Annotated in this window: 23 protein-coding genes, 1 tRNA gene and 1 pseudogene; 15 read left to right on the plus strand and 10 right to left on the minus strand. The window is 71.7% G+C overall.

Annotated elements, in window-relative coordinates; genetic code table 11:
• Positions 1 to 48: 48 nt before the first annotated feature.
• Together ABGB21_RS30900 and ABGB21_RS30905 are read left to right on the plus strand one after the other, a co-directional pair.
• On the plus strand, positions 49 to 258 hold the full coding sequence (locus ABGB21_RS30900; RefSeq protein ID WP_347680795.1) for a helix-turn-helix domain-containing protein: 210 nt from the start codon (positions 49 to 51) through the stop codon (positions 256 to 258).
• On the plus strand, positions 251 to 1,396 hold the full coding sequence (locus ABGB21_RS30905) for a tyrosine-type recombinase/integrase (RefSeq protein WP_347680755.1): 1,146 nt from the start codon (positions 251 to 253) through the stop codon (positions 1,394 to 1,396). The genes ABGB21_RS30900 and ABGB21_RS30905 overlap by 8 nt, the downstream gene beginning before the upstream one ends.
• Positions 1,397 to 1,441: 45 nt before the next feature.
• Here ABGB21_RS30905 and ABGB21_RS30910 read toward each other — a convergent pair.
• The 3 genes and pseudogenes from ABGB21_RS30910 to ABGB21_RS30920 form a co-directional block, all read right to left on the minus strand.
• Positions 1,442 to 1,517, minus strand: a tRNA-Arg gene (locus tag ABGB21_RS30910).
• A 208-nt stretch (positions 1,518 to 1,725) separates the two neighbouring features.
• Positions 1,726 to 2,004, minus strand: a complete 279-nt coding sequence (locus ABGB21_RS30915) for a hypothetical protein (RefSeq protein ID WP_347654883.1) — start codon at positions 2,002 to 2,004, stop codon at positions 1,726 to 1,728.
• Between the two features lie 350 nt (positions 2,005 to 2,354).
• Positions 2,355 to 3,278: pseudogene (locus ABGB21_RS30920) on the minus strand (alpha/beta hydrolase); the annotation flags it as partial.
• A gap of 170 nt (positions 3,279 to 3,448) precedes the next feature.
• On the opposite strand from ABGB21_RS30920, the gene ABGB21_RS30925 reads away from it, so the two are divergent.
• Positions 3,449 to 4,399, plus strand: a complete 951-nt coding sequence (locus tag ABGB21_RS30925; protein WP_347654884.1) for a single-stranded DNA-binding protein — start codon at positions 3,449 to 3,451, stop codon at positions 4,397 to 4,399.
• 99 nt (positions 4,400 to 4,498) lie between these two features.
• Here the strand turns inward: ABGB21_RS30925 and ABGB21_RS30930 are convergent, their stop codons facing one another.
• Positions 4,499 to 5,740: an acyltransferase gene (locus ABGB21_RS30930; RefSeq protein WP_347680757.1), complete on the minus strand. Its 1,242-nt coding sequence runs from the start codon at positions 5,738 to 5,740 to the stop codon at positions 4,499 to 4,501.
• Positions 5,741 to 6,174: 434 nt separating this feature from the next.
• Here ABGB21_RS30930 and ABGB21_RS30935 point away from each other — a divergent pair, with 434 nt between their 5' ends.
• The 5 genes from ABGB21_RS30935 to ABGB21_RS30955 all read left to right on the plus strand — a co-directional run bounded on the left by ABGB21_RS30935 (position 6,175) and on the right by ABGB21_RS30955 (position 12,255).
• Complete coding sequence (locus tag ABGB21_RS30935) at positions 6,175 to 7,203, plus strand: cobalamin biosynthesis protein (RefSeq protein ID WP_347654909.1); 1,029 nt, start codon at positions 6,175 to 6,177, stop codon at positions 7,201 to 7,203.
• On the plus strand, positions 7,200 to 8,900 hold the full coding sequence (locus tag ABGB21_RS30940) for a cobyric acid synthase (protein WP_347680759.1): 1,701 nt from the start codon (positions 7,200 to 7,202) through the stop codon (positions 8,898 to 8,900). Before ABGB21_RS30935 ends, ABGB21_RS30940 begins: the two co-directional genes overlap by 4 nt.
• Complete coding sequence (locus ABGB21_RS30945; RefSeq protein WP_347654887.1) at positions 8,897 to 9,538, plus strand: hypothetical protein; 642 nt, start codon at positions 8,897 to 8,899, stop codon at positions 9,536 to 9,538. Before ABGB21_RS30940 ends, ABGB21_RS30945 begins: the two co-directional genes overlap by 4 nt.
• 109 nt (positions 9,539 to 9,647) lie before the next feature.
• Positions 9,648 to 10,802, plus strand: a complete 1,155-nt coding sequence (locus ABGB21_RS30950) for a M48 family metallopeptidase (protein WP_347654888.1) — start codon at positions 9,648 to 9,650, stop codon at positions 10,800 to 10,802.
• Positions 10,803 to 10,887: 85 nt separating this feature from the next.
• On the plus strand, positions 10,888 to 12,255 hold the full coding sequence (locus tag ABGB21_RS30955; RefSeq protein WP_347680761.1) for a dipeptidase: 1,368 nt from the start codon (positions 10,888 to 10,890) through the stop codon (positions 12,253 to 12,255).
• 134 nt (positions 12,256 to 12,389) lie between these two features.
• On the opposite strand, the gene ABGB21_RS30960 is transcribed toward ABGB21_RS30955, so the two are convergent.
• Positions 12,390 to 14,081 carry a peptidase gene (locus ABGB21_RS30960; protein WP_347680763.1) on the minus strand — a complete coding sequence of 564 codons (1,692 nt, stop codon included), beginning with the start codon at positions 14,079 to 14,081 and terminating at the stop codon, positions 12,390 to 12,392.
• Between the two features lie 269 nt (positions 14,082 to 14,350).
• Between ABGB21_RS30960 and ABGB21_RS30965 the strand changes: the two genes are divergently transcribed.
• Both ABGB21_RS30965 and ABGB21_RS30970 read left to right on the plus strand, forming a co-directional pair.
• Entirely contained in the window at positions 14,351 to 14,557 is a 207-nt protein-coding gene (locus ABGB21_RS30965) for a hypothetical protein (RefSeq protein ID WP_347654891.1), read from the plus strand.
• Positions 14,558 to 14,642: 85 nt separating this feature from the next.
• Entirely contained in the window at positions 14,643 to 16,463 is a 1,821-nt protein-coding gene (locus ABGB21_RS30970) for an ATP-dependent DNA ligase (RefSeq protein WP_347680765.1), read from the plus strand.
• 14 nt (positions 16,464 to 16,477) lie between these two features.
• On the opposite strand, the gene ABGB21_RS30975 is transcribed toward ABGB21_RS30970, so the two are convergent.
• Together ABGB21_RS30975 and ABGB21_RS30980 are read right to left on the minus strand one after the other, a co-directional pair.
• Positions 16,478 to 16,975, minus strand: a complete 498-nt coding sequence (locus ABGB21_RS30975) for a hypothetical protein (protein WP_347680767.1) — start codon at positions 16,973 to 16,975, stop codon at positions 16,478 to 16,480.
• A 44-nt stretch (positions 16,976 to 17,019) separates the two neighbouring features.
• Positions 17,020 to 17,547 (minus strand): NUDIX domain-containing protein, encoded by a 528-nt coding sequence (locus ABGB21_RS30980; protein WP_347680769.1) that lies wholly within the window; start codon positions 17,545 to 17,547, stop codon positions 17,020 to 17,022.
• Between the two features lie 120 nt (positions 17,548 to 17,667).
• On the opposite strand from ABGB21_RS30980, the gene ABGB21_RS30985 reads away from it, so the two are divergent.
• The 4 genes from ABGB21_RS30985 to ABGB21_RS31000 all read left to right on the plus strand — a co-directional run bounded on the left by ABGB21_RS30985 (position 17,668) and on the right by ABGB21_RS31000 (position 20,496).
• Complete coding sequence (locus ABGB21_RS30985) at positions 17,668 to 18,303, plus strand: 2'-5' RNA ligase family protein (protein WP_347680771.1); 636 nt, start codon at positions 17,668 to 17,670, stop codon at positions 18,301 to 18,303.
• 113 nt (positions 18,304 to 18,416) lie between these two features.
• Positions 18,417 to 18,575 carry a hypothetical protein gene (locus tag ABGB21_RS30990; RefSeq protein WP_347680773.1) on the plus strand — a complete coding sequence of 53 codons (159 nt, stop codon included), beginning with the start codon at positions 18,417 to 18,419 and terminating at the stop codon, positions 18,573 to 18,575.
• Positions 18,576 to 18,746: 171 nt separating this feature from the next.
• The gene (locus ABGB21_RS30995; protein WP_347680775.1) at positions 18,747 to 19,148 is read left to right on the plus strand and encodes a hemerythrin domain-containing protein; all 402 of its coding nucleotides are present in this window, start codon (positions 18,747 to 18,749) and stop codon (positions 19,146 to 19,148) included.
• A 196-nt stretch (positions 19,149 to 19,344) separates the two neighbouring features.
• Positions 19,345 to 20,496: an FUSC family protein gene (locus ABGB21_RS31000; RefSeq protein ID WP_347680777.1), complete on the plus strand. Its 1,152-nt coding sequence runs from the start codon at positions 19,345 to 19,347 to the stop codon at positions 20,494 to 20,496.
• Between the two features lie 145 nt (positions 20,497 to 20,641).
• Here ABGB21_RS31000 and ABGB21_RS31005 read toward each other — a convergent pair whose 3' ends face one another.
• On the minus strand, positions 20,642 to 21,877 hold the full coding sequence (locus ABGB21_RS31005) for a GAF domain-containing SpoIIE family protein phosphatase (RefSeq protein ID WP_347680779.1): 1,236 nt from the start codon (positions 21,875 to 21,877) through the stop codon (positions 20,642 to 20,644).
• 240 nt (positions 21,878 to 22,117) lie between these two features.
• Here ABGB21_RS31005 and ABGB21_RS31010 point away from each other — a divergent pair, with 240 nt between their 5' ends.
• Positions 22,118 to 22,558 (plus strand): ATP-binding protein, encoded by a 441-nt coding sequence (locus ABGB21_RS31010; RefSeq protein WP_347680781.1) that lies wholly within the window; start codon positions 22,118 to 22,120, stop codon positions 22,556 to 22,558.
• A gap of 233 nt (positions 22,559 to 22,791) precedes the next feature.
• On the opposite strand, the gene ABGB21_RS31015 is transcribed toward ABGB21_RS31010, so the two are convergent.
• Together ABGB21_RS31015 and ABGB21_RS31020 are read right to left on the minus strand one after the other, a co-directional pair.
• Positions 22,792 to 23,367, minus strand: coding sequence for a hemerythrin domain-containing protein (locus ABGB21_RS31015; protein ID WP_347654602.1), 576 nt, complete (start codon positions 23,365 to 23,367; stop codon positions 22,792 to 22,794).
• Positions 23,368 to 23,425: 58 nt separating this feature from the next.
• Positions 23,426 to 24,292 (minus strand): SRPBCC family protein, encoded by an 867-nt coding sequence (locus ABGB21_RS31020; RefSeq protein ID WP_347654603.1) that lies wholly within the window; start codon positions 24,290 to 24,292, stop codon positions 23,426 to 23,428.
• Positions 24,293 to 24,359 lie beyond the last annotated feature (67 nt).

Raw genomic sequence — 24,359 nt, forward strand, 5'->3', positions numbered from 1 at the left:
TCACCGGAAGGGAGACGAACACTGATCAGCCAAACGACCCTGCCGAACCTGCTCGACGTCGAGCAGGCCGCCCGCTGTCTCGGCACCCCGGAGCGGTTCATACGCCGCCTGGTAGCCGAGCGTCGCATCACGTTCCACAAGATCGGCAAGTATGTCCGGTTCGCGCCCGAAGACCTCGCCGCCTACATCCGGGACAACCGGATCGAGCCCGTACAGCCGGCACTGACCTTCCGGAAGGGGGAGCACGTCTATGGGTAGGAAACGGCGGTTCGGGCGGGTCCGTAAGTTGCCCTCGGGACGGTTCCAGGCTCGGTACCACGGCCCGGACGGCATCGACCGGCCCGCGCCCTACACCTTCGCCAGCAAGACCGACGCTGACCGCTGGCTGACCCGGGTCGAGGCGGACATGCTCGCCGGCACCTGGCGGGATCCGAAACTCGGCCGCGTCAATCTCGGCGCCTACCTCACCGAATGGATTGACCACCGACCCGGGCTGCGGGTCAAGACCATCGAGCTGTACCGGTGGTTGTACCGCAAGTGCATCGAGCCGAGTATCGGCGCCCGCAACCTCGACGACATCACGCCCGGTCGTGTCCGCGCCTGGTACGCCGAACTGCTCGCCGCCGGAGTCTCGGCCACCACCGCAGCCAAGGCGTACCGACTGCTACGGGCAGTCCTCAACACCGCCGTCGATGACGAACTCATCCGCCGGAACCCCTGCCGGATCAAGGGTGCCGGATCGGAACCGACGCCCGAGCGGCCCGCCGCCACCGTCGCCCAGGTCCTCGACCTCGCCGACCGCGTACCCGCCCGCTACCGGGCGCTCATCCTCCTGGCGGCCTTCACCGGGCTGCGCTACGGCGAACTCGTCGCCCTGCGCCGCCGACACGTCGACGACCAGGCCGCCACCGTCACCGTCGTCGCGACCGTCATCGAACCGAAGGACGGGCCGCTCTACTTCGGCCCGCCGAAGTCAACCGCCGGACTCCGAACCGTCACCGTACCGGCGGCCATCCGCCCGGAGGTCAAGGCGCACCTTGACGCTTATGTGCCGGAGGACCCCGACGCCCTGGTGTTCACCAGCAGCCGGGGCACGGTGCTGCGGCGCAGCAACTTCCAACGGGCCACCACCTGGCGCACGACGGTCGCCGCCGCCGGTCTGCCTGACTTCCACTTCCACGACCTGCGGCACACCGGTAACACCCTGGCCGCCGCCAGCGGTGCGAGTCTGCGGACCCTGATGGCCCGGATGGGTCACGGCTCGACCCGGGCCGCCCTGATCTACCAGCACACGAGCCAACGTGAGGACGCCTCGATCGCTGACGCGCTCAGCAAGCAGATCAAGCGGGAACGGGCACGTAACGGGCACGTGGGCGAGAAAAGGAAGAAGAAGTGACCATGACTCCGACCCGGAAACCGGGCCTGAGCTGCACCCTTGTGCTGGCGCGCCCGGCAGGATTCGAACCTGCGACCAACTGCTTAGAAGGCAGCTGCTCTATCCGCTGAGCTACGGGCGCGTGGCGGGAGGTGGTACGTGCCCCAGCAGGCTACCGCTGCCGAGGAACACCGGTAGGACGAGGGCGTGACGTTCCGGCCTGCACATACTAGGTTTCCAGGCGTGCAGTTGACGAGCACGATGTTTCTGCCGCTGCTGGCGTCGGTCGAGGACCCCCGGCTCGGTACAGAACACCTGCTCGAGGATTTCGGTCCGGAGCTGGTTGTCGCCTACTCGTACGGGCCGCCGTACGGCAGCCGGTTCGTCGCCTGGGCTGATCTTGAGCAGCTCGAACTCGGCCCGCGGACGCTGCGACGGGTGGCGCTGGACAATCTCCACCGACTCCTGCCCAAGCTCCGGATCGAGGGGCAGCCGCCCGCCCCGATGCTCTCCTTCGGCGGGCTGGAGTCCAGCGTGCTGCTCGCCGACGAGGTCTGGGCCGGGCTGAGCCGGTCGGTGCCGGGGGAGCTGGTGGTCGGTGTGCCGGCCCGGGACGTCGTGATCTTCACCGGGTCGGAGTCGCGGCCTGGACTGGCCAAGGTAGGGCGGGCGGTGGACCGGATCTTCTTCGCCGGTGACCAGCACCTGCTCAGTCGGGACCTGCTGGTGTGGCGGGACGGCTGGTCGACGTACCTGCCGGCGGAGTCCGAGTCGGCGATGTCGGACCCGGGGCCCTGGGGGCCGCCGGACCGGCGGGAGCCGCCGTCGCCCGATCCGGATCCGTCGGCGGACCCGGAGGTGGACCGGGCGCAGGGGTCGGAGCGGTACCGGGTGCCGCGACAGCGGTCCGGTGAGGCGGGCCCGACGGACTGGCCGGAGCGTTCGTCGACCCGTCGTTCGGCGCGACGTAGGCGCAGACCCAGCGGGCCAGCTCGGTGAAGACCCGCTGCCGGACCGCCGGCGCGGACAGGGTGAGGTCGTGCAGGGCGCCGTCGACCCGGAGCAGGGTGACGTGCGGTCCCAGCTTCGGCGCCCACCGCGCGATGTGCGTGACGTCGAGTACGGCCTCGGCGGCCGTCGCCGAGTCGTGCCAGGCCCGTCCCCGGAAGCTGGCGGTGCAGGAGGCGACCGTGACCGGCACCGGGATGTCCAGGCCGGCGTGCAGCTGTCGCTGGCCCCGTCGGATCGCCGCCAGCCAGCCGACCCGCAACGGAAATCCGGCCAGCGGCTTCCAGGCGAGGTTGTAGGTCCACTCGCCCCGGTGTGCGGCGTGCAGGTTGCTGCCGTACACCTCGGAGAGCCCGAACGGGATGGTCCGGTACGGCGTCCGCCGGGCCAGCCGGAGCATCGCGTCCAGGACCGGCCGACGGATCAGCCCGGGCAGATTGAGGTCGAAGAACGGGCTGTTCAGGAGCAGTCCGTTCACGTACCCGGTGTCGCGCCGGGCGTGTGCCCAGAGCGCGGCGATCAGGCCGCCGGTCGAGTGGCCGTTGAGCAGCAGGGTGCGGTTGCCGTCGCTGTCCCGGATGAGCCGGACCGCCGCGTCGAGCTCGGGAAAGTACTCGGTCAGGTCGTGGCAGAAGTTCGGGGTCTGGTGCGGAAGCAGGCTACGTCCGTGTTTGCGCAGGTCGAGTGCGTAGAAGTGCCAGCCGTGCGCGACGAAGAAGTCGGCCAGGTGGGTCTGGAAGAAGTAGTCCACGAACCCGTGCACGTAGAGCACCGCCCGGTGGCTCGGCCGCTCTGTCGGGCGGCGGACCAGAGTCGCCACCACCGGGCCCTCCGCGTCCCGGCCGAGGTCGATCGTCTGCCGCTCGTAGGGCGGTCCGAGCAGGTCCGGCTGCACGCTCTGACGCTACTTCGCCATAGCAGGAGAAAGCTTGATCAGGTTCTTTTCCACAGAGGGCCGGGTTGTCCACAGGGCCGGCGGTGGTGGTGGCCGCGGTGGTGCCGGGGCGGCCAGGCTGTCGGTCGAGTCGGCTCGGACGGTAACCACCTGAACCCTGTGGAGGGGCGATGTTCGATACCAATGTCACCATTGTCGGCAACGTGCTGACCGCGCCGGAGTGGCGGCGTACCAGCCAGACCGGCACCCTGGTGGCCAACTTCAAGGTGGCCTCGACCGCCCGCCGGCTCGACCGGGAGAGCGGACGCTGGGTCGACGGCAACAGCCTTCGGGTACGGGTCAACTGCTGGCGGAAGCTCGCCGAGGGCGTGGCCTCCTCCGTGATGGTGGGTGACCCGATCATCGTGGTCGGCCGGATGTACACCCGGGACTGGATCGACGACGCCGGCAACCACCGCACCATGTACGAGTTGGAGGCGGCGGCGGTCGGCCACGACCTGTCCCGGGGGCGGGGACGGTTCGCTCGCAACCGCCCGACCGCCGCGACGTCGACGCTGGAGGACGCCGAGGCGCAGTCCCGGGTGCACGGCGAGGTTGCCGAGCCGGTGCCGGCCGACGAGGCGCCGGTGCTGCCCGATGACCGGCCCTTCGACGACGACCGTGACTACGCCGACGGGGAGTTTCCCGACGGCGCAGATCGTGGCCTGTCGGTCACGCCGGGCCAGTTCTTCGGGACGGTGGCCGGTCAGGACGCGGGTCCGGGCCAGGGCTTCGGGACCGTCACGATCTCGTCGGGTGACATCAACGTCGACCGGCACGACCTCGGCGATCTGGATCGGGAGCCGGCCGTGGGTGTCGCCGCGACGGTCGATGGGTTCGACGGTGGTGAGCAGGATGTCGCCGGCTTCGACGGTGGTGAGCAGGATGTCGCCGCGACGGTCGACGAACTCGACGGTGGCGGTCGGGACGGCCACGGTCCCGCCGGTGGCGAGCAGGACGGCCCGGGACCCGACGGTGGTGGGCGGGAGCCTGGCGGTACCGACGCCGGCCCGCAGGGTGGCGATGCGGGCGTTGGCGGCCGTGGCCGCCGTGGCCGGGGTCGGGTCCCGGTGCCCGCCTGAGACCTGCCGCAATTCGCGCCGACTGAGGCCGGTCGGCTGAGTTGTCGGCGGTGGCCGCCTCCCCACCGCCGCTTCGGCCGACCCAGGGTGGGAGGCAGGTCAGCTGAGCGCTGGCCTGCCTCCCACCAATCCGCTCGTCGTCTCGGGACCGCCTGTCGGTCCGGAGTCAGGCAGACGGCGTCGTTGCTGCTGGATCAATCCCGGCGGCGTGCCGCCGGGGCCGGACCGCCGTCGTCGGGGGCCGAGCACCCGCATCATCGGCGTTTCGACGAAGCGGAACAACAATGCCGCGGCGACCAGGCTGGCCAGGAGCATCAGGATCGCGACAACCGGGCCTCGCCAACCGGTGAAGCCGCCGGGGTGGCCGGCGAAACGGAGTATGGCCTTGATCAGGAAGACATGTACCAGATAGAACGCGAACGAGACCTCGCCGAGCCAGCGCATCGGCCGGGACCGCAACGGGGACCATCGGCCCTGGGTGTCGGCGGCCGCTGCGCTGGTGATTACCAGGATGTATCCGAGGGCCAGCACGGTGGTCCACAGTTCGGCGCGGATCCACTCCATGCAGGCGACCCAGATCAGCACGAACACGCCGGTGGAGAGCAGCAGGTTCGGGCCACGCCACTTTCCGCGCAGCATCAGTTCAGCGGCGGCCACCCCGATCCAGAACTCGAAGGATCGCACGATGGGGAAGATCTGGGTGAACCACCAGCGGTTCTCCTCCGGCACCAACTGCTGGCCCGGCCACATCGCCAGGATGAGCAGCGGCATGCCGATCACGACGCCGTAGAGCACCCACGGCGGGGTGCGGCGGAGCAGCGGCAGTACGAACGGCAGGCAGAGATAGAAGAACATCTCGCACGAGATCGACCAGCTGACGTTGTTGATGCTGTAGAAGTAACCGTCGAGGGGAAGCCAGGCCTGCAGCAGGAACAGGTTCGCGAGGGCGGCTTTCAGGTTGATCGGGTCCGCCCAGTAAAGCATGAGCCCGATCACCGCAGCCCAGGTCACCACATGGTTGGGAAAGATCTTCGCGATCCGGCGACGCCAGAACGCCCGTTTCGTGTCCCCGGGGCGGGCCGACCAGACGAGCACAAATCCGCTGAGGATGAAAAAGAACTGCACACCGGAGAGGCCGAGAGTGAACACCCAGTCGATGATGTGGCGGTAGTCCGGCTCGGCGACAATCCGCATGGTCCCGATGTGGAAACCGAAAACCAGCATCGCGGCGATCCAGCGCAGACCGGTCAGCGACGGCAGCCGGTTCAACGGGTTGACCAGCGTCGGGCCGGTGGGCGTCAGACTGGGCGCCGATACCGCGACCGATGTGGTGCTGGTCATCCGGGTCTCCCGCCGACGACCACCTCGATGACCAGCACTTTCGCCTCCTGTTGGCAAGCTTGTGTCGGTATGTTCCTGTCTGCCCCGTCGGTCCGGGGCTGCGGCCACGGCCGCAGGTCAGTTCGCGACCCTATCCGGTGCGGCGACCGAGAGGTTGTGGCCCGGCTCGCTCTCCCGGCCGCTGGACGAGCTCTCCGGGCGGTTGGCGAGTCTCTGGGGGCGGTTGGCGGGTTGTCCGGGCTGGTGGGTGGGCTCCTCGGGCCGCTGGGCGGATTCCTCGGGCCGGTGGGTGAGCCGGGACGTTCCCCCGGACTCGCCCAAACAGGCGCCGAAGGCCGGCCACTAGGCTTCCGCGCGGAGGTGGTCACATGCGGCCGAAGATCGTCAGTGTGCGGTCGGTGACTCGCCGTCCGGGCTCGCCGGCGCCGACCTGGATGAGCGACGGGGCGGCCAACGCCGCCGGGCTCGCCGTCGGTTACGCCCTGGACGCGTTGATCGGCGATCCACGGCGCGGCCATCCGGTAGCCGGATTCGGGCGACTGGCCGGCGCGCTGGAACGGCGCCTCTACCGGCCCGACCGGTCGGCCGGGGTCGGCTACACCGCGTTGGCGGTCGGCGTACCGGTGCTGCTCGGTGGGGCCGCCGCGCTCGCGACCCGCAACCGCCCGCTGGCGAGAGCGGCGCTGGTCGCGGCCGGCACGTGGACCGTGCTCGGCGGCCGGACGCTGCGGCGCGAGGCGGCGGCGATGAGCCAGGCGCTGGGAACGGCCGACCTGCCGGCCGCCCGACGCCGGCTCAACCACCTCTGTGGGCGGGACCCCTCCGCGCTGGACGAGTCCGAACTCGCCCGGGCCACCGTCGAGTCGGTCGCCGAGAACACCTCCGACGCCGTCGTCGCACCGCTGTTCTGGGGTGCGGTGGCCGGGCTGCCGGGGCTGGTCGGCTACCGGGCGGCGAACACCCTGGACGCGATGGTGGGGCACCGCTCACCCCGGTACGAGCGGTTCGGCACCGCCGCCGCCCGGCTCGACGACGTGCTCAACCTGCTGCCGTCCCGGCTCACCGGCCTGCTCACCATCGCCGCCGCACCACTGGTCCGGGGCGACCGCACCCGGGCCTGGCGGATCTGGCGTCGGGACCGGCGAGACCATCCCAGCCCCAATGCCGGGCAGTGCGAGGCGGCGATGGCCGGATCGCTCGGAGTCCGGCTCGGCGGTCGCAACGTCTACTTCGGACGCTCCGAGGTCCGACCGTTCCTCGGTGACGGGCCCCGGCCGGAGGCCCGGCACATCGACCGGGCGGCCAGGCTCTCCAGCGGTGTGGGGCTCGCCGCGCTCGGCCTCGCGGTGACGTACGCGGTGACCAGCCGGCCCCGGCGGGCCGCCACCCGTCGGCTCCTCGGCCGGCTGTCGGCCGTACGTCGGCGTCCGTCGGCCGGCCCGTCTGATGCCGGGCGTCCGTGAGCGGCGGTCTGCTGGTCGCGGGAACGACCTCCGACGCCGGTAAGAGCGTGCTGACCGCCGGCATCTGCCGATGGCTGCACCGCCAGGGTGTCGCGGTTGCACCGTTCAAGGCCCAGAACATGTCCAACAACTCGGCGGTGGTGATCGGGCCCGACGGCCGCGCCGGTGAGATCGGCCGGGCGCAGGCGATGCAGGCCGCCGCGTGTGGCGTTCCGGCGGACCTGCGGTTCAACCCGGTGCTGCTCAAACCGGGCAGTGACCGGTCGAGCCAGGTGATCCTGCTCGGCGAGGCGGTCGACACGATCACCGCCGACAACTTCCGGTCCCTGCGGCCCCGGCTCGCCGAAGCGGCCTTCGCGGCTCTGACCGAGCTGCGCACCGAGTACGACGTGGTGGTCTGCGAGGGAGCCGGCAGCCCTGCCGAGATCAACCTGCGGGACGCCGACTACACCAACATGGGGCTGGCCCGGCACGCCCGACTGCCGACGATCGTGGTCGGTGACATCGACCGGGGCGGCGTCTTCGCCTCGATGTTCGGCACACTCGCGTTACTCGACGCCGCCGACCAGGCGCTCGTCGCCGGATATGTGATCAACAAGTTCCGGGGGGACCTCGGCCTGCTCCGCCCCGGCCTGGAGATGCTGACCCAGCTCACCGGACGGCCGACGTACGGGGTGCTGCCGTGGCACGTCGACCTGTGGCTGGACGCCGAGGACTCGCTCGCCTACGGACAGGTGCTGGGGCGGCCGGCCCCGCCGCGCGGCAGCGAATGGCTGGACGTGGCGGTGCTCCGACTGCCCCGGATCTCGAACGCCACCGACGTGGAGGCGCTCGCCACCGAGCCGGGCGTCCGGGTCCGACTGACCGTCGAACCGGCCGAGATCGCCGCCGCCGACCTGGTCGTACTGCCAGGCAGCAAGTCGACCGTGGCGGACCTGGACTGGCTGCGCCGGACCGGACTGGCCGAGGCCGTACGGGCACACGTCGCCGCCGGACGGCCGCTGCTCGGAATCTGCGGCGGCTTCCAGATGCTGGCCCGCACCATCACCGACGAGGTGGAGAGCGGGCGCGGTCAGGTTCCCGGCCTCGGCCTGCTGCCCATCGAGATCACCTTCGGTGCTCGCAAGACCGTGGCCCGGTCGGCGGGCACGGCGGGCACGGCGGGCACCCCGTTCGGTCCGGTGCCGGTACGCGGCTACGAGATCCACCACGGGTACGTCTCCGCCGCCGACCCGGCCCTGTCGCCCCTGCTGCACCACTCGGACGGCCGGACGGAGGGTGCGGTCGCCGGCACCGTCTTCGGCACCCACTGGCACGGCACGTTCTCCTCCGACGAGTTTCGTCGACGGTTCCTCGCCGAGGCGGCCCGGCTCGCCAACCGACACGGGTTCCAGGTCGCCCCGGACACCTCCTTCGCGGCCGCCCGGGAACGAACCCTCGACCTGCTCGGCGACCTGGTGGAGGAACATCTCGACACCACGGCCCTGTGGCGGCTCATCGAGCAGGGCGCGCCCGGCGGACTTCCGTTCGTGCCGCCCGGCGCACCGGCCACACCCGCCTTCGTCTCCGACGCGCCCGCGCCCCGATCGAGCGCCGACGCGCCCGCGCCCCGATCGAGCGCCGACCCGACGTCGGCCGAGGTGGCGGCTGAGCCGCCTCCGCCCGGGTCGGCGGTTGGCCGGACGTCGTCCGGATGAGCGGCGCAGTCGAGTCGTACGCCGAACTGGCCGTGCGGATTCTCGACCGGCCGGCGCGGCTCGGGCGTACCCGACTGGTCGCGGTCGACGGCCCGAGCGGGGCGGGAAAGAGTACCTTCGCCGAGCGGTTGGCCGCCGCGCTCCGGCCCCTGGTCGAGCCGAGGACCGCAAACGAACCGCCGGATCCGGTGTCGGTGCTGCACACCGACGACCTGCTCGACGGCTGGACGGACCAGTTCACCTTCTGGCCCCGACTCGAGGAATGGATACTGGCGCCGCTACGGTCCGGCCGTCCCGCCCGCTATCGGCGGTACGACTGGACGGCCGGGCAGTTCGGCGAATCCTGGATCCCGGTGCCACCCGTACCGGTGGTGATCCTGGAAGGCGTCTCCAGCGCCCGCGCCGCCGTCGCCGCCGAACTGACGTACGCGATTCTGGTCACCGCGCCGGCCGGACTGCGCCGCGACCGCGCGGTGGCCCGGGACGGCGCGGCGCTGCTTCCACAGCTCACCCGTTGGTGGGCGGGGGAGCGGGCCCACTTCGCGGCGGACCGGACCGTCGAGCGGGCCGACCTGGTGGTGGACGGTGCCGTCGCCCCGACACCCGACGCCGCCGACCGGTTCGTCCGGCTGCGCTGAGCACACGTCCCGGTCGACGTCGGATCAATCAACGCCTACCCATGGACGGATCCGGGAGCCTGCGGGACGATCGGCAGAACAGTCCGACCCACGGCGAGCGGGGGCCCCGATGACCACAGACAGTACGGGTGGCGCCCCGGCCCGACGGCGGGTCACGCTCACCGGGATCAGTTCCCGAGCGTGGGAGCATCCGGCCGATCGTGGGGCGTTGACCGCGCTGCGCGAGTTGCGGGGCTTCGACGACGTGGTCAAGGCGTTCTTCGGCATGTGGAACGAGCGGGCGTTCCGCCTCTCCTACCTGGCCGCCGCCATCCGGGTGGACCATCGGCAGTATCCCCGCGTCCACCGCCTGTTCGCGGAGGCCGGCACGGCACTGGACGTGACCGTACTACCGGAGCTTTTTGTCACGCAGTCGCCGTGGCTCAGCGCCGAGGCGATCGGGCTCGACCGGCCGTTCGTCGTCGTCAGTTCGGCGTGTGTTCAGCAGTTCGACGACGACGAACTGCGGTGCCTGCTCGGTCACGAACTCGGCCACGTCGGCAGCGGGCACGCCGTCTACAAGACGATCCTGAGCATTCTCACCCGGTGGGCGGCCAACCTGAGCTGGCTGCCGGTGGGTGCCCTGGCGCTGCGGGGCATCATCGCCGCAATGCTGGAGTGGTGGCGCAAGGCGGAGCTCTCCGGGGACCGGGCCGGGCTGCTCGCCGGGCAGGACCCGGCGGCCGCGCTGCGACTGCTGATGAAGCTGGCCGGCGGTGGCGACCTGAGTCAGATCGACACCACCGCCTTTCTTGAGCAGGCCACCGAGTACGACGGCGGTGGCGACCTGCGGGACAGCCTGCACAAGATCCGGATGACCGCGTGGAGCACCCATCCGGTTCCGGTGGCCCGGGCCGCGGACCTGCGGCGGTGGATCGACTCCGGCGAGTACGCCCGGATGCTCGACGGAGAATATCCGCGACGCGCGGACGACGACCTGACGTCGGTCTCCGCCGAGATCAAGGCGGCGGCGGAGTCGTACCGGGAGGCGTTCGGGCGCTCGCAGGACCCCCTGGTCGGGCTGCTCCGCCGACTCGGTGACGGCGCGAGCGACCTTGGTGAGTGGGCCGGTGGTGGCGCCGCCCGGGCCCGCTCCTGGATGGGCGCGGCGGGTGACGCGGCGACCCGGGCCGCCGGTCGGGCCCGCCGGACCGGCCGGAGCGACACGGGTGCCGGCCCCGCCTCCCCGGATGCCGACCGGGCCGACCCGCCGCGGGAGTCGTGACGCGCCGGTGTCCCGACCGGGGATGACCGGCCGGTTTCCGGTCCGGCTCGTTGTCAGCCTGGTCGCGGCGCCTACGATCATGAACATGAGCGAAGCTACCCGTACCGAATCCGAACTTCGTGCCGCGATCGAACGCGAGCTGCCCGGCGTACGGGCGGATCTGGAGCGTCTGGTCCGGATCCCCGGCATCGCCTTCGACGGTTTCGACCACTCCCACGTCGAGCGCTCCGCCGAGGCGGTCGCCGAACTGCTGCGCGGTTGTGGCCTCGACGTACAGGTGGTGCGGTCCGGCAACGGGCAGCCGGCGGTGATCGGTAGGAGGCCGGCGCCGCCCGGCGCGCCGACGGTGATGCTGTACGCGCACCACGACGTACAGCCGGTCGGTGACCTGTCGCTGTGGCAGAGCGAGCCGTTCGAGCCGGTCGAGCGGGACGGCCGGCTCTACGGCCGGGGTGCGGCGGACGACAAGGCCGGCGTGATGGCGCACGTCGCCGCCCTCCGGGCCTTCGGCGACGCGTTGCCGGTCGGCGTGGTGCTGTTCATCGAGGGAGAAGAGGAGTACGGCTCCGACTCGCTGGAGCGGCTGCTCGTCGAGCACCGTGACGAGATCGCCGCCGACGTGATCGTGATCGCCGACTCCGGTAACTGGGACATCGGCGTACCGGCCCTGACGACGTCGCTGCGCGGGATCGTCAACTGCTTCGTCGAGGTCAAGACCCTCGGCCAGGCGATCCACAGCGGGATGTTCGGCGGCGCGGTGCCGGACGCGCTCACCACGCTCTGCCGGCTGTTGGCGACCCTGCACGACTCCGCCGGGGACGTGGCGGTGCAGGGTCTGGTCAGCGCACCCGGCGCCACGGTCGACTACCCCGAGGAGCGGCTGCGGGCCGAGGCGGGGATGCTCGACGGGGTGTCGTTCATCGGCACCGGCCGGCTCACCGACCGGTTCTGGAACAAGCCGGCGATCTCGGTGATCGGACTGGACGCGCCGCCGACCGGGGAGGCGGCGAACGCGCTGGTGCCGGCGGCGAAGGCGAAACTCAGCGTACGGCTCGCGCCGGGTGACAACGCCGCGAGGGCGTACGAGGCGCTGACCGAGCACCTCCGTCGGCATGCCCCGTTCGGCGCCTCGGTGACGGTGACCCTGGAGCACGACGGGGAGCCGTGTGTGATCGACGCGTCCGGCCCGATGTTCGACGCGGCCCGGGACGCCTTCCGGACCGCCTGGGACGGGGTCGACCCGGTCGACATCGGCGTCGGTGGCTCGATTCCGTTCATCGCCACGTTCCAGGAGATGTTTCCGGAGGCCGCGATCCTGGTGACCGGGGTGGAGGATCCGTACGCCCGGGCACACGGGCCGAACGAGAGCCTGCACCTGGGGGAGTTCGCCCGGGTCTGCCTGGCTGAGGCGCTGCTGCTGGCCAAGGTCGCCGAGGTGGCCGCCACCCGCTGACCGGACGGGACCGGCGGCCCCGGGTTCGGCCGCTGCGGCATGACCGGTTGTCGGCCCGGCTTGTTGACGCGGCAGGGGCGGGACCGGGGGTGCCGGTCCCGCCCCTGCCGTCGGACTGTCGTCGGTCGGTCGGGCTATTCCTCGGAGGCGACCCGGCGGCGCCGGACCAGCAGGAGGAGCAGCACACCGAGCAGCACCGCGCTGGCACCGAGCGCCCCGGTCGGGCCGGGCCGGGCGCCGGTGATCGGCAGTTCCCCGCCGCCACCGCCCGGCTTGTTGATCACGATTCGCGCGGTGTTGTTGCTGGTGCTGGTCTCCGTCGAGTGTCCGTGGGGACGTACCGTGATCGTGCCGTTGGTGCCCGGCTCCGACTTGATCTTCACGCGGACGGTGGCGGAGACCGTGCCGCTGCCGGACGCCTCGGCCGGCCAGTCGTCTTTGGCGCCGCACTCCACCGCGGAGAGTTCGGTGGCCGGGCGGCCCTGGTCGTCGCGGAACTCGCACCACTCGCTCGGCAGCAGTACGGTGCCGCTCGGTGCGACGATCCGCCACGAGGCGCTGCCGTCGGACGGTCCACGGTTGGTGATCGTGTACGCCACCTCGACCGTGTCGCCCACCGCGCCGGTCAGCGAGGGCACCGCGACGGCGAAGTCGTAGGTGTTGGCCTTGGACCAGATGGTGAACTCGGCGGCCGGCTTGAGGTCGTTGACGTTGTCCGGCCACGGGTCGCGGGCGGCGCGGGTGGTTCTGGCGTCGGCAGCCCGGAGCACGGTGACCCGCTCGGCCAGCCGCGAGGTCTGCCCGTCCGGCGCGGTCCGGGACGGCGCGGGCTGTGCCGGCGTGCTCTGGGCCGGCGCGGTCTGGGCCGGATCAGCCGGCGGTGCCGACGACGACCCGTCCGGCGCGGCCCGCGACCGGGCTCCAGGCAGCGGCGACTGGTCGTCCTCGTCGACCTCGAACGAGCCGGAGTGCCGGGTCGGTCCGGGCAGGTTCCTGCCGAAGGTCGCGTTGAACAGGGCCTCGTCGGTCTCCTCGTCGGCGAGCACCAGACCGTCACCGGGCTGGAGGGTCAACGGCAGCACACAGGTCACGCTGGTCGCGTCGTAGACGTACCCGGCGGGGGGCGTACCGGGCCGGTCGCCCTCGTAGACACACTCCTCGTACCGCTCGGCGAAGGTGGCGCCGACCGGCAGCGTGGCCTTCACCCGGACGTTCTGCGCCTCGGTGATCCCCCGGTTCACCACCACGGCGCGCAGCGGGCGGGTGTCGCCGGCGCCGACCCGGTCGTCGTCCGAGCCCACGTCCTCGGCGGCGACCACCAGATCCGGGTCGGGCAGGATCTCGACGTCGAGGGGGAACATGATGCTCGCCGGGGTGCCGTCGGGGCCGGTGCCGGCGAGGGTGACGCTCATGGCGCCGCCGGTGCCCGGGCGGGCGTCGGGGCGGCTGGTGAGGATGATCTGCTCGACCAGGTCGACCTGACCGGGCGCCAGGTCGCGATGCTCGCAGAGGACGCTCTTTCCGGTGAGCTGACAACCCGCCGCGGTGTCGGTCAACGAGACGAGGACGTCGTCGGTGAGCTGGTCGCCGTTGTACCGGACGGTGACGTCGGTGGCCGCCCCCTTGCCCTGGTTGGCGAGGTTGAGCCCGATCGTGACGCCGGACTCGTGGATGTAGGGGGAGACGGTGCCGGTCACCCAGAGAGTGGGCTGTTCAGGCTCGGCGGCGTACGCCGGTGGGGAGACGGCGGTGAGGGCGAGTGCCGTGAGGGTCGCCGCGGCGCCCGCGCCCACCCGGTTGCGGATCTGACGGGTGGCGGGATGCATGGCTCTGTCGTGTCCTTCTCTCTGCTGGCCACGCCGCCCGGCGGGCCACCGGTCGCCGGCGGATCGTGGCGCCGGCGCGGAGGTGTCGCGGTTGGTCGGATCGGAGTCGTGCGGGTCCGTGTTGGTGACTCCGGTCGACGGCGGCCGAGGGGACCGGGGGACGGGGTGACGATAAGCGCAAGATAGCCGATGACGCCCAGCCCTGACGACCCGTGGGAGAAACCGGAGAAAGCGCCCGCGGTGCCCGCCCGGACGGTAAGCTCTCGAACATGAGTACGAACGAGGCGATCGCGCGGCTCGACGCCGCGGTCAGTGCGCTGCGGGACGTCGACGTCTCCGCGTGGTCCGAGGAGACGCTCCGTGAGCGGCTCGGCGAACTGTCCACCGTTCTCTGTGCGCTCGACGCCGCGTTGGCCCGGGTTGCCGACGGCGTACGGGCCCGGGGGCTGCGGATCGAGGAGTCGATCTCCGCCTAGCGCGGCCGGGAGCGCCGGTGGATCGGCAGGCCGTTCTTCGCGCGGCTCGGCCGGTTGTGTCGGTGCCGGCTGCCAGGATGGAGTCGTGCGCTTCGTTGACCTGGCCGCCGCCTCCGCCGCTGTCGCCGCGACCTCGGCCCGGCGGGCCAAGGTCGACCTGATCGCCGGGGCACTGCGCCAACTCGGGCCGGACGAGATCGCCGCCGGAGCGGCGTACCTCGCCGGTGAGCTGCGGCAACGACAGACCGGCGTCGGCTACGCCAGCCTGCGTGAGTTGCCGCCCCCGGCCGAGCAGCCGACCCTGACCGTCGCGGCTGTCGACGCCGCCGTCGGCGCGCTGGCCGAGGTACGGGGCCCGGGTTCCCAGGCCCGGCGCCGCGAGCTGCTCGGCGGGCTGTTCGCCGCCGCCACCGTCGAGGAGCGTCGGATGCTGCTCGGGTTGTTCAGCGGTGAGCTGCGGCAGGGCGCGCAGGCGGGGCTGCTGGTCGAGGCGATCGCCCGGGCCGCCGAGGTGCCGCCGCCGATGGTCCGCCGCGCGCTGCTGCTCGCCGGCGACGTCAAGACGGTGGCGGTGGCCGCGCTCACCGGCGGGCCCGGTGCGCTGGCCGGGTTCGCGTTGCAGGTCGGCCGTCCGCTCTCCCCGATGCTCGCGCAGAGCGCCACGTCGGTCGAGGAGGCCCTGTCCACGATCGGGCTACCGGCGGTCGTCGACGTCAAACTGGACGGCATCCGGATCCAGGTGCACCGCTCCGGCGACGACATCGCCGTCTTCACCCGCAGCCTCGACGAGATCACCCCGCGGGTGCCGGAGGTGGTCGCGGCGGTCCGCGCCCTGCCCGCCCGGGAGCTGGTGCTCGACGGTGAGGCGATCGCGCTCGACCCGTCCGGGCGGCCCCGGCCGTTCCAGGAGACCGCGAGCCGGGCCGCGACCCGGGGTGCCCGGCGCGGTGTCCGGGCGGACCTGGCCGGGGCCGAGTCGCCTCAGGCCGAGTCGCCCCGGGCCGACGGCGACGGTCCGGGCGGCGACGGCCCGGACGGTGATCCGGGTGGCACCCGCAGCTTCGGCGCCGTACCGGCCGACTCGCCGGAAGCCGGCTCGGCCCGGAGTGCCGGCGAGGTGCCGACCGACATCTCCGAACTGCCCCGGGTCGGCACGTCCGGGCCGTCCCCGGCGACCATTCCCGCGCCGGACCGGCCACCGGCCGCCGCGCCCTCGGTGCTTGCCGCCGCCAGCACCAGCGGTACGACACTGCTGACGCCGTACTTCTTCGACCTGCTCCACCTCGACGGGACGGATCTGCTCGACGCGCCGACACACCAGCGCTGGGCGAGCCTGGCCGGCCTGGTCGCCCCGGCACACCTGATTCCGCGTAGCGAGGTCGACTCCGTCGAGCAGGCGTCGGAGGCGTTCGCCGCCGCCCTGGACGCCGGCCACGAGGGGATCGTGGTGAAGGCGCCGGACGCGCCGTACGACGCCGGTCGGCGGGGCTCGGCGTGGATCAAGGTCAAGCCGCGGCACACCCTCGACCTGGTGGTGCTCGCCGTCGAGTGGGGCAGCGGGCGGCGTACCGGCTGGCTGTCGAACCTGCACCTGGGCGCCCGCGACCCGGACAACGGCGGTTTCGTGATGCTCGGCAAGACGTTCAAGGGGCTCACCGACGAACTGCTGCGCTGGCAGACCGAACGCTTCCAGGAACTCGCCGTCGAGCGGGGCGACTGGATGGTCCGGGTCCGCCCCGAACAGGTGGTGGAGATCGCCTTCGACGGGGTGCAGACCAGTCCGCGCTACCCGGGCGGGATGGCGCTGCGCTTCGCCCGGGTGGTCCGCTACCGCCACGACAAGACCGCCGCCGAGGCGGACACCATCGACACCGTACGGGCCATCCACGCCGGGCACCGACCGTAGCCGCCCGGCCCGGCTCACCCGTCGGGAGCGGCACCGTCCCGGCCGGCCGGGCACTGTCCGGGACCTCCGTCGCCAGGGCAGCTGATCGGCGCGCTCGCCCCGGACCAGCAGTACGCGGTCCCGTCGACCTTGTTCAACGGCTGGAAGTGCGCGGCGTACCCGGTCACCCGCTGACCCGCCGCGGACAGCCCGGCGACGCCCTCCGGCCGGGTCACCGTCGCCAGACCGTCGGCGTCGGTGGTGGCGTGGAACAGCGCCTCGCCGGCCGCGTGGTCCGGGCCGACCACGGTGACGGCCAGCTTCACCGTGACCCCGCTGAGCGGCTCGCCGGCCGCGCCCAGCCGGGCGTTGACCGTGAGCGGCGCGTCGAGCCGTTGCACCTGGACCGGCCAGACCTGCAGGGCCGTCTCGGTGCAACCCCGCGCGCAGCCACCCGCCGGACCGAGCAGCCCACCGATGAGTACGGCGGCCAGCCCGATCCGGGCGGTCCGGGTGACCGGGGTGACCGTCACCGTCGCTCCCGCTGCCCCCCGTCGCTCCCGCTGTGCCCTGACATTCACGCCGGGCCGGTCGAGCCGTGCTGCCCGAGGTATCTGGCCAGCACCTCGGTGTGGGTGGAGAAGGCGAGTTCGGTCGGCTCGGTGAGGACGAGCCACTCGGTGGACTCGGCGGTCGGTGTGGAGACCGGCAGCGAGGCGACGTCCTGTTCCGGCAGTGTTCCGAAGATCAGGATGGTGCCGCCGGACGGGGCGCTGTGCACGTCGAACAGCCGTACCGCCGATGCCTCGCCGAGCAGACCGGTCTCCTCACAGAGTTCCCGGACCAGGGCGTCCCGCCAGTCCTCGCCGTACTCGATGAAACCACCGGGGAGCGCGAGCAGCCCGCGGCCCGGCTCGATGTCCCGGCGCTGCACCACCACACCGGTCCGCCCCGGGCCGACCCGGACCGGCAGGATCGCCACCGCCACCGGCGACGGGTTACGCCAGGTGGTCTGACCGCAGCTCGCGCAGGACCGGGGCCAGCCGGCCCCACCCGGGTACGTCGTGCCGCAGTACGAGCAGTGCGAGTGGAGAGCGCCGGTCACGTCGGCCGACGATACCGGGGGCCTGCGGCTACCCTTCGAAACCCCCGGCCCGGGCGCGCCGGCCGGACCGGCGGGATCATGGACGGGTCGATCGTGGACGGACGGATCGGAGGAGAGAACGTGTCAGATGTCGACGCCATGCGGGACCACTGGTGGTGGCGGCCGGGCTGGCGGGTGGGCCGGCACTACTACGCCTGTCACTTCGACATGGGCCGGCACGCCGAGCTGGTACGACTGGTCGCGCGCTACCAGGAGGCGATCCGTGACTTCGCCGGTCTCGATCTCATTCCGCAGCACTGGCTGCACCTGACGACCCAGGGTGTCGGCTTCATGGACGACCTGGCGGCCGAGTCGATCGACCGGCTCGTCCACAACGTCGGCAAGCGGTTGGCGGAGGTGCCCGCCCCGGTCGTCACCTTCCACCGGCCGACCGTCCGGGGCGAGGCGATCTACCTCCTGGCGACCCCGGCCGAGCCGGTGACCGAGGTACGGACCGCGGTGCGGGCCGCGATCGGCGAGGCACTCGGCGAGGAGCGGGTCGAACGGGCGGTCGAGGGTGCGTCAGGGTTCCGGCCGCACGTCAGCATCGCGTACTCGAACCGGGATCAGCCGGCGGCGCCGATCGCGGAGGCGCTGGACCGGGTCGTGACCGAACCGGTGACGGTCACCCTCGACCAGATCGAGCTGCTCGAATACCACCGGGACCGGCGGATGTACGAGTGGACCGCCGCCCGCCCGCTGTCGATCGGTCGGTAGCCCGGCTACCGGGTACTCCGCGAGCGCATTCGCGGCCGGGGCACAGCTTCACACCCTGGCCGAACGCGCGACCCGGAGCCTGGCCACGGTGATGGCGGAGGTCGGCTGCGTCGGTGACCTGGGCGCGTTCTGCGCACCACGGTCTCACCTTCAGCGTCGTCGTGACCAGCGAGGAGGTCGGCGCGTACAAGCCGGCCGGGGCGATGTTCCGGCGGGCGCTCGACGGGCTGGGCCTCGGCCCGGTTGATCAGCATTCTTCCTGGTTTCGGTGATCCGGGCGTCGGGTAGCAGGTCCAGCATCGTCGACGACATGCAGGCCGTCGACACGGTCAGGTCGTCCGACACGGTCAGGCCGGTCAGGTCGTCGGCACCGTGGTGCCGTTCGTGCGCGTGCGCCGACACCGATCGTCCGGGCGGCCGTCCCAGCCACCGAGGAGGCCCGAGTGTCCACCGATGCCATCGTGCTGTTGAAAGAGGATCACAAGGAGATCCGCAAGCTGTTCAAGGAGTTCCAGGACGCCGGCGAGAACGCCACCAAGCGCAAGGGTGAGCTGGTCGAGCAGATCCTGGAGGCGCTCACCGTGCACACGTACATCGAGAACGAGTGCATGTACCCGGCGACCCGGGAACTCCTGCCCGACCTGGAGGACGACGTCCTGGAGTCGTACGAGGAGCACCACGTCGCCGACCTGCTCTGCGCCGAACTGGCCGCGATGAGCCCGGACGACGAGCGGTTCGACGCCAAGGTGACGGTGCTGATCGAGAACGTGACCCACCACATCGAAGAGGAGGAGGACGAGTGGTTCCCGAAGGTCCGGGAGGGGCTGGGTCGCAGGAAGCTGTAGGAGATCGGTGAACGGATGATCGAACTTCGGAAGGACGCGCCGCGTAAGCCGAGCGAACCGGGTGCGCTGCGCAAGGCCGTACACGCGGTGACGGCCTGATCCGGGCGGTGGCCGCAACGGGCGGTCCGGGCCGCCCGGCCGCCCGGCCGGCCTGCTGGTTATCGTCGTTGATGGCGATCACCTGATCGTCGGTCGGATGACGGTCTCGGGTGGTGAGGGTGCGGTGGTCCGGATCGGTTGGCTCCGGCTCGTCGCCGACCGGCTCCGCCAGAACTGGCTCCCGGCGGTCGAGGCCACGGTGGCGGCCACCGTGGCCTGGGCGCTCGCCACCGCGGTGCTCGACCATCCCGAGCCGTTCTTCGCGCCGGCCGCCGCGCTGATCGTGCTGGGTCAGGCCCGGGGCCAGCGGATCCGCCGTGCGGTCGAGGTGGTCCTCGGCGTCGCGGCCGGGGTGCTCGTCGCGGACCTGGTCGTCCAGGGCCTCGGCCGGAGCAGTTGGACGGTGTTTGTCGTCGTGTTGCTGACCATTGGAGTGGTCGCGGCGTTCGGGGCGAGCAGCGTGACCATGGTCCAGGCGACGGTCTCCGCGTTGTACCTGGTGGTGGTCCCGCCACCGGGCGGCAGCCTCGTCCCGTTCCGGTTCGTCGACGCGCTGATCGGCGGCGTGGTGGCGCTCGCGGCGAGTCAACTGGTCGGTGCCCGGCGTCCGCTCGCGCCGCTGGTCGCCGAGTCGCGTCGGACCTTCGGCGCGATCGCGGAGCTGCTGACTGAGACCACCGAGGCACTCGAGCGCGGGGACGAGAGCGCCGCCCTGGCCGCGCTGGAGCGGGCCCGGCAGCTTGATGCCGTTGTCGACCAGCTCCGCACGGCCGTCCAGGCCGCCGGTGAGACGCTGCGTCTGCACGTACGGCGGCGCCGCCATCTCGGCCGGGTCCACACGCTGGACGCGTCGACCCGGCAGATCGACTACGCGGTACGCAACGTCCGGGTGCTGGCCCGGGCCGGGGTGGCGTTGACCCGGCAGCCGGCGCAGAGCCCGCCGGAGCTGCTGGTCGCACTCGGTTCGCTGACCGAGGCGGTCCGTACCGCCGGGGAGGCACTCGCCGCCGAGCTTGGCGGTCAGGACGAGCTTGCCGACGGGTACGCCGAACAGACCGACGCCGCCGCGCTGGAGGCGGTACGCGCCGCAGGCCGGCTGCTGACCCGACAGCCCCGGCCGCCACTGCCGCTGATCATGATCGTCGGGCAGGTCAGGGCGACCGCGATCGACCTGCTCCGGGGTGTCGGCGAGGAGGACAGCACCGCGCTGAACCGGGTGGACGAGGCGCTCGGGCTGCCGCCGCTGTAGCGGGTGGCGCCGGGCTGCCGCCGTCGAGGGCGGGCGTCTGGACTGCGGCGCGGAGCCGGGTGAGAGGCGGCGGATCGGTGGTCTGCGCGAATCCCAGCCGGATCCGGGGTCTGGCGGGTGTGCCCGGTCGTGTCGGGCGCGGCTGTCAGGCGGCCGACGTCGCTCGTTCGGCCTTGGCGCGGCGGCGGAGCGTCAGCAGGGCGACGTCGTCGTCGGGCTGCTCGATGCCGAGCTCGGTCATGATCGTGGCGCAGACCTCCTCGGCGGCTCCGGGGCGGATGGCGGCCCGGAGCCGGTCGAATCCGACATCGATCAGCTCGTTGCGGCGTTCGATGAGACCGTCGGTGTAGACGACCATGGTCGCGTTCTGCGGAAAGTTGATAACGCTGGTGCAGCGTTGGCGGGGGCGGCCGATGCCGAGTGGCAGGTCGACCGGCAGGCCCAGGGGGCGGATGTCACCGTTCGGCTCGGCGAGCATCGGCGGCAGATGCCCGGCCAGCGAAATGTGAATCTCGTCCCGGTGCGGGCTGACCATGGCGTACAGCACGGTGGCGAGGTTGCCGGCTTCGAAGTGCTGGATCTTCTGGTCGAGGCGGGTCAGCGCGTCGGCCGGGTCGTTGCACTCCAGGGCGTAGGCGCGGAGCGCGCTGCGGAGCCGTCCCATCACCACGGCGGCGCGTAACCCGTGCCCGGAGACGTCGCCGATGACGATGCCGAGCCACTTCGAGGGCAGGGTGAAGACGTCGTACCAGTCGCCGCCGATGCCGGTGTGGTGGCCGGGGACGTACCGGGCGGCCATGTCGACGCCGCTCACCTCGGGCAGGCGGGTGGGAAGCAGGCTGCGCTGCAGGGCGAGCGCGGCGGTCCGGTCGATGTTGCCGACCCGGGCCTGACTGGCCAGGCTGGCGCGGTCGGCCACCAGGTGGAGCACGCGTACGTCGTCCGGGCTGAATCGGCGTGGACTGACGGTCCCGACGTGGAGTACGCCGATCAGGTCGGTCCCGACGATCATCGGCACCCCGAGCATGGACCGGATGCCCTTGTCCCGGAGCACCGGGCTCGGTAAATCGGCGGGGTCGACCTGCTCAACCATGATCGGCTGCCGCTGCTCGACGACGCGTCCGGGCAGACCGTGATCGAGTGGTATTCGGTATCCCGGCCGAACCTCCTCCTCGATCCCCTTGGTCGCGGTGGTCACGAGGTGCTGCGTGTGTTCGTCGAGCATCAGGATGGCGGCGGTGTCGACCGAGAGGAGATTCCGGACCCGGCCCAGAAGTTCGTCGAGGAGACTGTCGACGTCGAGCCGAGACAGCGCCGAATCGGTCACCGCCTCTATCTGCCGGAGCCGTTCGTCGGCTCCGGCGCCGTCTGCCTCGATCACGCCGTGAAGCGTAGCCTGTGGGATGCCGGGCCGGTGCTGATCAATACGCCGTTTCGTTGGCATGGTCTGCCCGGGTTGTCGGACTTGGCGGGATTGGCCTTGCACGCGGGATGCCGGGGTCTTATTCTTCCCGGGCCGCTCGAACTTCCACGGCGGTGCCGACAAGTGACCGGGGTTTCGGCGCAGAGTCTCGGGTACCTTCCATCACAGCACTGGGCCGTTTCTCCGGAAGGGACTGCCGTGGCTGGGCATTCCTCCAACAAGCCGTCGCCACCCGAGGTTGGGCGATTACTTGTTGTCGCGTACTTCGATGTGGAGCGGTTTTCCGACGTGCGCCGGGCCGTGGACGCCGCAGCCCGGGACTGCGGGCTCGACTCGGAAAAGGCGCTGGACTTCGTGGCCGCGGTCAACGAGGTGATGACCAACGCGATCCGGCACGGCGGCGGTCGGGGCGAGTTGCGGCTCTGGGAGACCGACCAGCTGATGTGTGAGGTCCGGGACCAGGGCGCCGGCTTCCCGGCGACTGACTACCTGAACCGCACTGAGCCGCCGACGCCGTCGCCGGCCGGTGGCATGGGGCTGTGGATCGCCCAGCGGACCAGCGACGGGATGACGGTCGACAGCGGTCCGGCCGGCACCACGGTCCGGATCAGCGCGCAGCTCCGCGCGTCCGCCGGCTGATCCTCCCTGCCGCCGGGCCGGGTTTCCGCCCGGGCTTTCCGGGCAGATCGCCGGAATGGTGCAGCCCCACCCTGAGGAACCCGCGGCCACCGTGACGCCGTACGAGGACGGGCCGCGCTGGGTCGGGATCACCGTGCTGATCCCGGTCGCCGTGCCGGTGCTGGATGGCACCGGCACGGCGACCGGATCGTGGCGAGGGCATGGTGGCACGGCGACGCCGTCCGCTGGCGGGGTCAGCCCTTGTCCGCGTTCGACTCACGCCAGTCGCGGATCGCGTCCCGGACCCGGTCGAACACCGCCATCGGCGGACCGACCAGCAGGTTCGCCGAAGCGGACTCGCCGGTGTGCGGATGCGGCCGGGTCGGCGCCATCGCCTCGGCGGCCCGTAGCGCCCCGGCCATCCGGGCCAGCTGCGCCTCCGACATGCTGCGCCGCAGCGAGGGGAACTCCTCGTTCTCCTCGTGGCTGGCGTGCTGGATCACCGCGTCGGCGAACCGCGCCATCCGGGCGTCGAAGTTCGGGTGGTCGACGCCCATGTCGTACAGTTCGGCCAGATCGCGCTTGGCCTGGTCCTCCTCCTGTAGCCGCTGGTCCACCACCTGCTGGCCACGGTCGATCTTCTTCCGGGCGGTCGGGTGTACGACGATCTCCTCCGCGCTCTCGTGTACCGCCAGCAGCCGGACGAGGGATTCGAACAGTTCCCGCTTCTCCGTACCCTGCGCGCGGTGCAACTGGCCGAACAGCGTCTTGATCTGGTTGTGCTGGTCGACCAGGAGGTCCATTACGTCTCGCTGTTTCGTCGCCGTCATCGCCGGCCACCTCGCTTCCGTCGTGGTTGATGGTGGCGGTTTCCCCCTACGGACTCCTTCATGTGCGGTCGGCGGAACGGGTGGGGCGGGCGTTACCGCTGGGCCGGGTGCAGCACCGCCCGCAGGCAGCTGTCCTGCTTCTGTTCGAACATCCGGTAGCCGCGGGGCCCTCGTCGAGCGGGATCGGATGGGTCGCGAGGTACGAGGTGTCGATCTCACCGGCGGCCATCCGGGACAGCAGCATCGGGATGTAGCGCTGGGCGTGCATCTGACCCGCCCGCAGGACAAGAGCCTTGTTCATCGCCGCGCCGAGCGGGAACTTGTCGACCAGGCCCGCGAAGACCCCGACGATGCTCACCGTTCCGCCCTTGCGGCAGGCCATGATCGCCTCCCGGACGGCGGTCGGCCGGTCGCTCTGCATCCGCAACGTCTGCTTGATCTTGTCGTACCCGCCGACGACACCGCTGTCGTGCGCCTCCATCCCGACCGCCTCGATGCAGGCGTCCGGGCCCCGTCCGGCGCCGTACTCCCGCAGCGCGTCCAGGACGTCGACCTGGGTGTAGTCCACCGTGTCGACCCCGAGCCGGTCGGCCGCGGCACGCAGCCGGTCGGCGAACCGGTCCTCGGTGATCTCGGCGGTCCACTCGACCGGGATGTCCAGCGGCCCGCCCACCGTCCACTGTGACAGCCGTCGGTCCAGTTCCCGTACCCGGGCGGTCCGGTCCAGCGACGTGGCCAGGGTGGGCAGGTCGCGCCAGAAGGCGTACACCTGGGCGGGTGGTCGGTCGACCGCCACCCCGCGTACGGTGTGCCGGCTCCCGGTTCGGGGGCGGACGAACCCGCCGGTGTGCCGGGCCGCCACCGCGACGGCGGTGCCCGCCGCCGCCAGGCCGGCGAACAGCGCCAGCTTTCTTGTCGTCGGCATCCGATCTCCTCCGGTCGATGTCGGTTACCCGGATCGCTACCCTCTGGGTGCGCCGGATAACCGATCA

This window comes from Plantactinospora sp. B24E8 (genome assembly GCF_039871735.1).
Classification (GTDB): domain Bacteria; phylum Actinomycetota; class Actinomycetes; order Mycobacteriales; family Micromonosporaceae; genus Plantactinospora.

Excerpts from the sequence above, each read along its gene's own strand:
- ABGB21_RS30905 (WP_347680755.1), top strand. The coding sequence starts at position 251 with ATGGGTAGGAAACGGCGGTTCGGGCGGGTCCGTAAGTTGCCCTCGGGA.
- ABGB21_RS31000 (WP_347680777.1), top strand. The coding sequence starts at position 19,345 with ATGACGGTCTCGGGTGGTGAGGGTGCGGTGGTCCGGATCGGTTGGCTC.
- ABGB21_RS30935 (WP_347654909.1), top strand. The coding sequence starts at position 6,175 with ATGAGCGACGGGGCGGCCAACGCCGCCGGGCTCGCCGTCGGTTACGCC.
- ABGB21_RS30945 (WP_347654887.1), top strand. The coding sequence starts at position 8,897 with ATGAGCGGCGCAGTCGAGTCGTACGCCGAACTGGCCGTGCGGATTCTC.
- ABGB21_RS30960 (WP_347680763.1), bottom strand. The coding sequence starts at position 14,081 with ATGCATCCCGCCACCCGTCAGATCCGCAACCGGGTGGGCGCGGGCGCC.
- ABGB21_RS30950 (WP_347654888.1), top strand. The coding sequence starts at position 9,648 with ATGACCACAGACAGTACGGGTGGCGCCCCGGCCCGACGGCGGGTCACG.
- ABGB21_RS30930 (WP_347680757.1), bottom strand. The coding sequence starts at position 5,740 with ATGACCAGCACCACATCGGTCGCGGTATCGGCGCCCAGTCTGACGCCC.
- ABGB21_RS31015 (WP_347654602.1), bottom strand. The coding sequence starts at position 23,367 with ATGACGGCGACGAAACAGCGAGACGTAATGGACCTCCTGGTCGACCAG.
- ABGB21_RS30965 (WP_347654891.1), top strand. The coding sequence starts at position 14,351 with ATGAGTACGAACGAGGCGATCGCGCGGCTCGACGCCGCGGTCAGTGCG.
- ABGB21_RS30955 (WP_347680761.1), top strand. The coding sequence starts at position 10,888 with ATGAGCGAAGCTACCCGTACCGAATCCGAACTTCGTGCCGCGATCGAA.
- ABGB21_RS31020 (WP_347654603.1), bottom strand. The coding sequence starts at position 24,292 with ATGCCGACGACAAGAAAGCTGGCGCTGTTCGCCGGCCTGGCGGCGGCG.
- ABGB21_RS30925 (WP_347654884.1), top strand. The coding sequence starts at position 3,449 with ATGTTCGATACCAATGTCACCATTGTCGGCAACGTGCTGACCGCGCCG.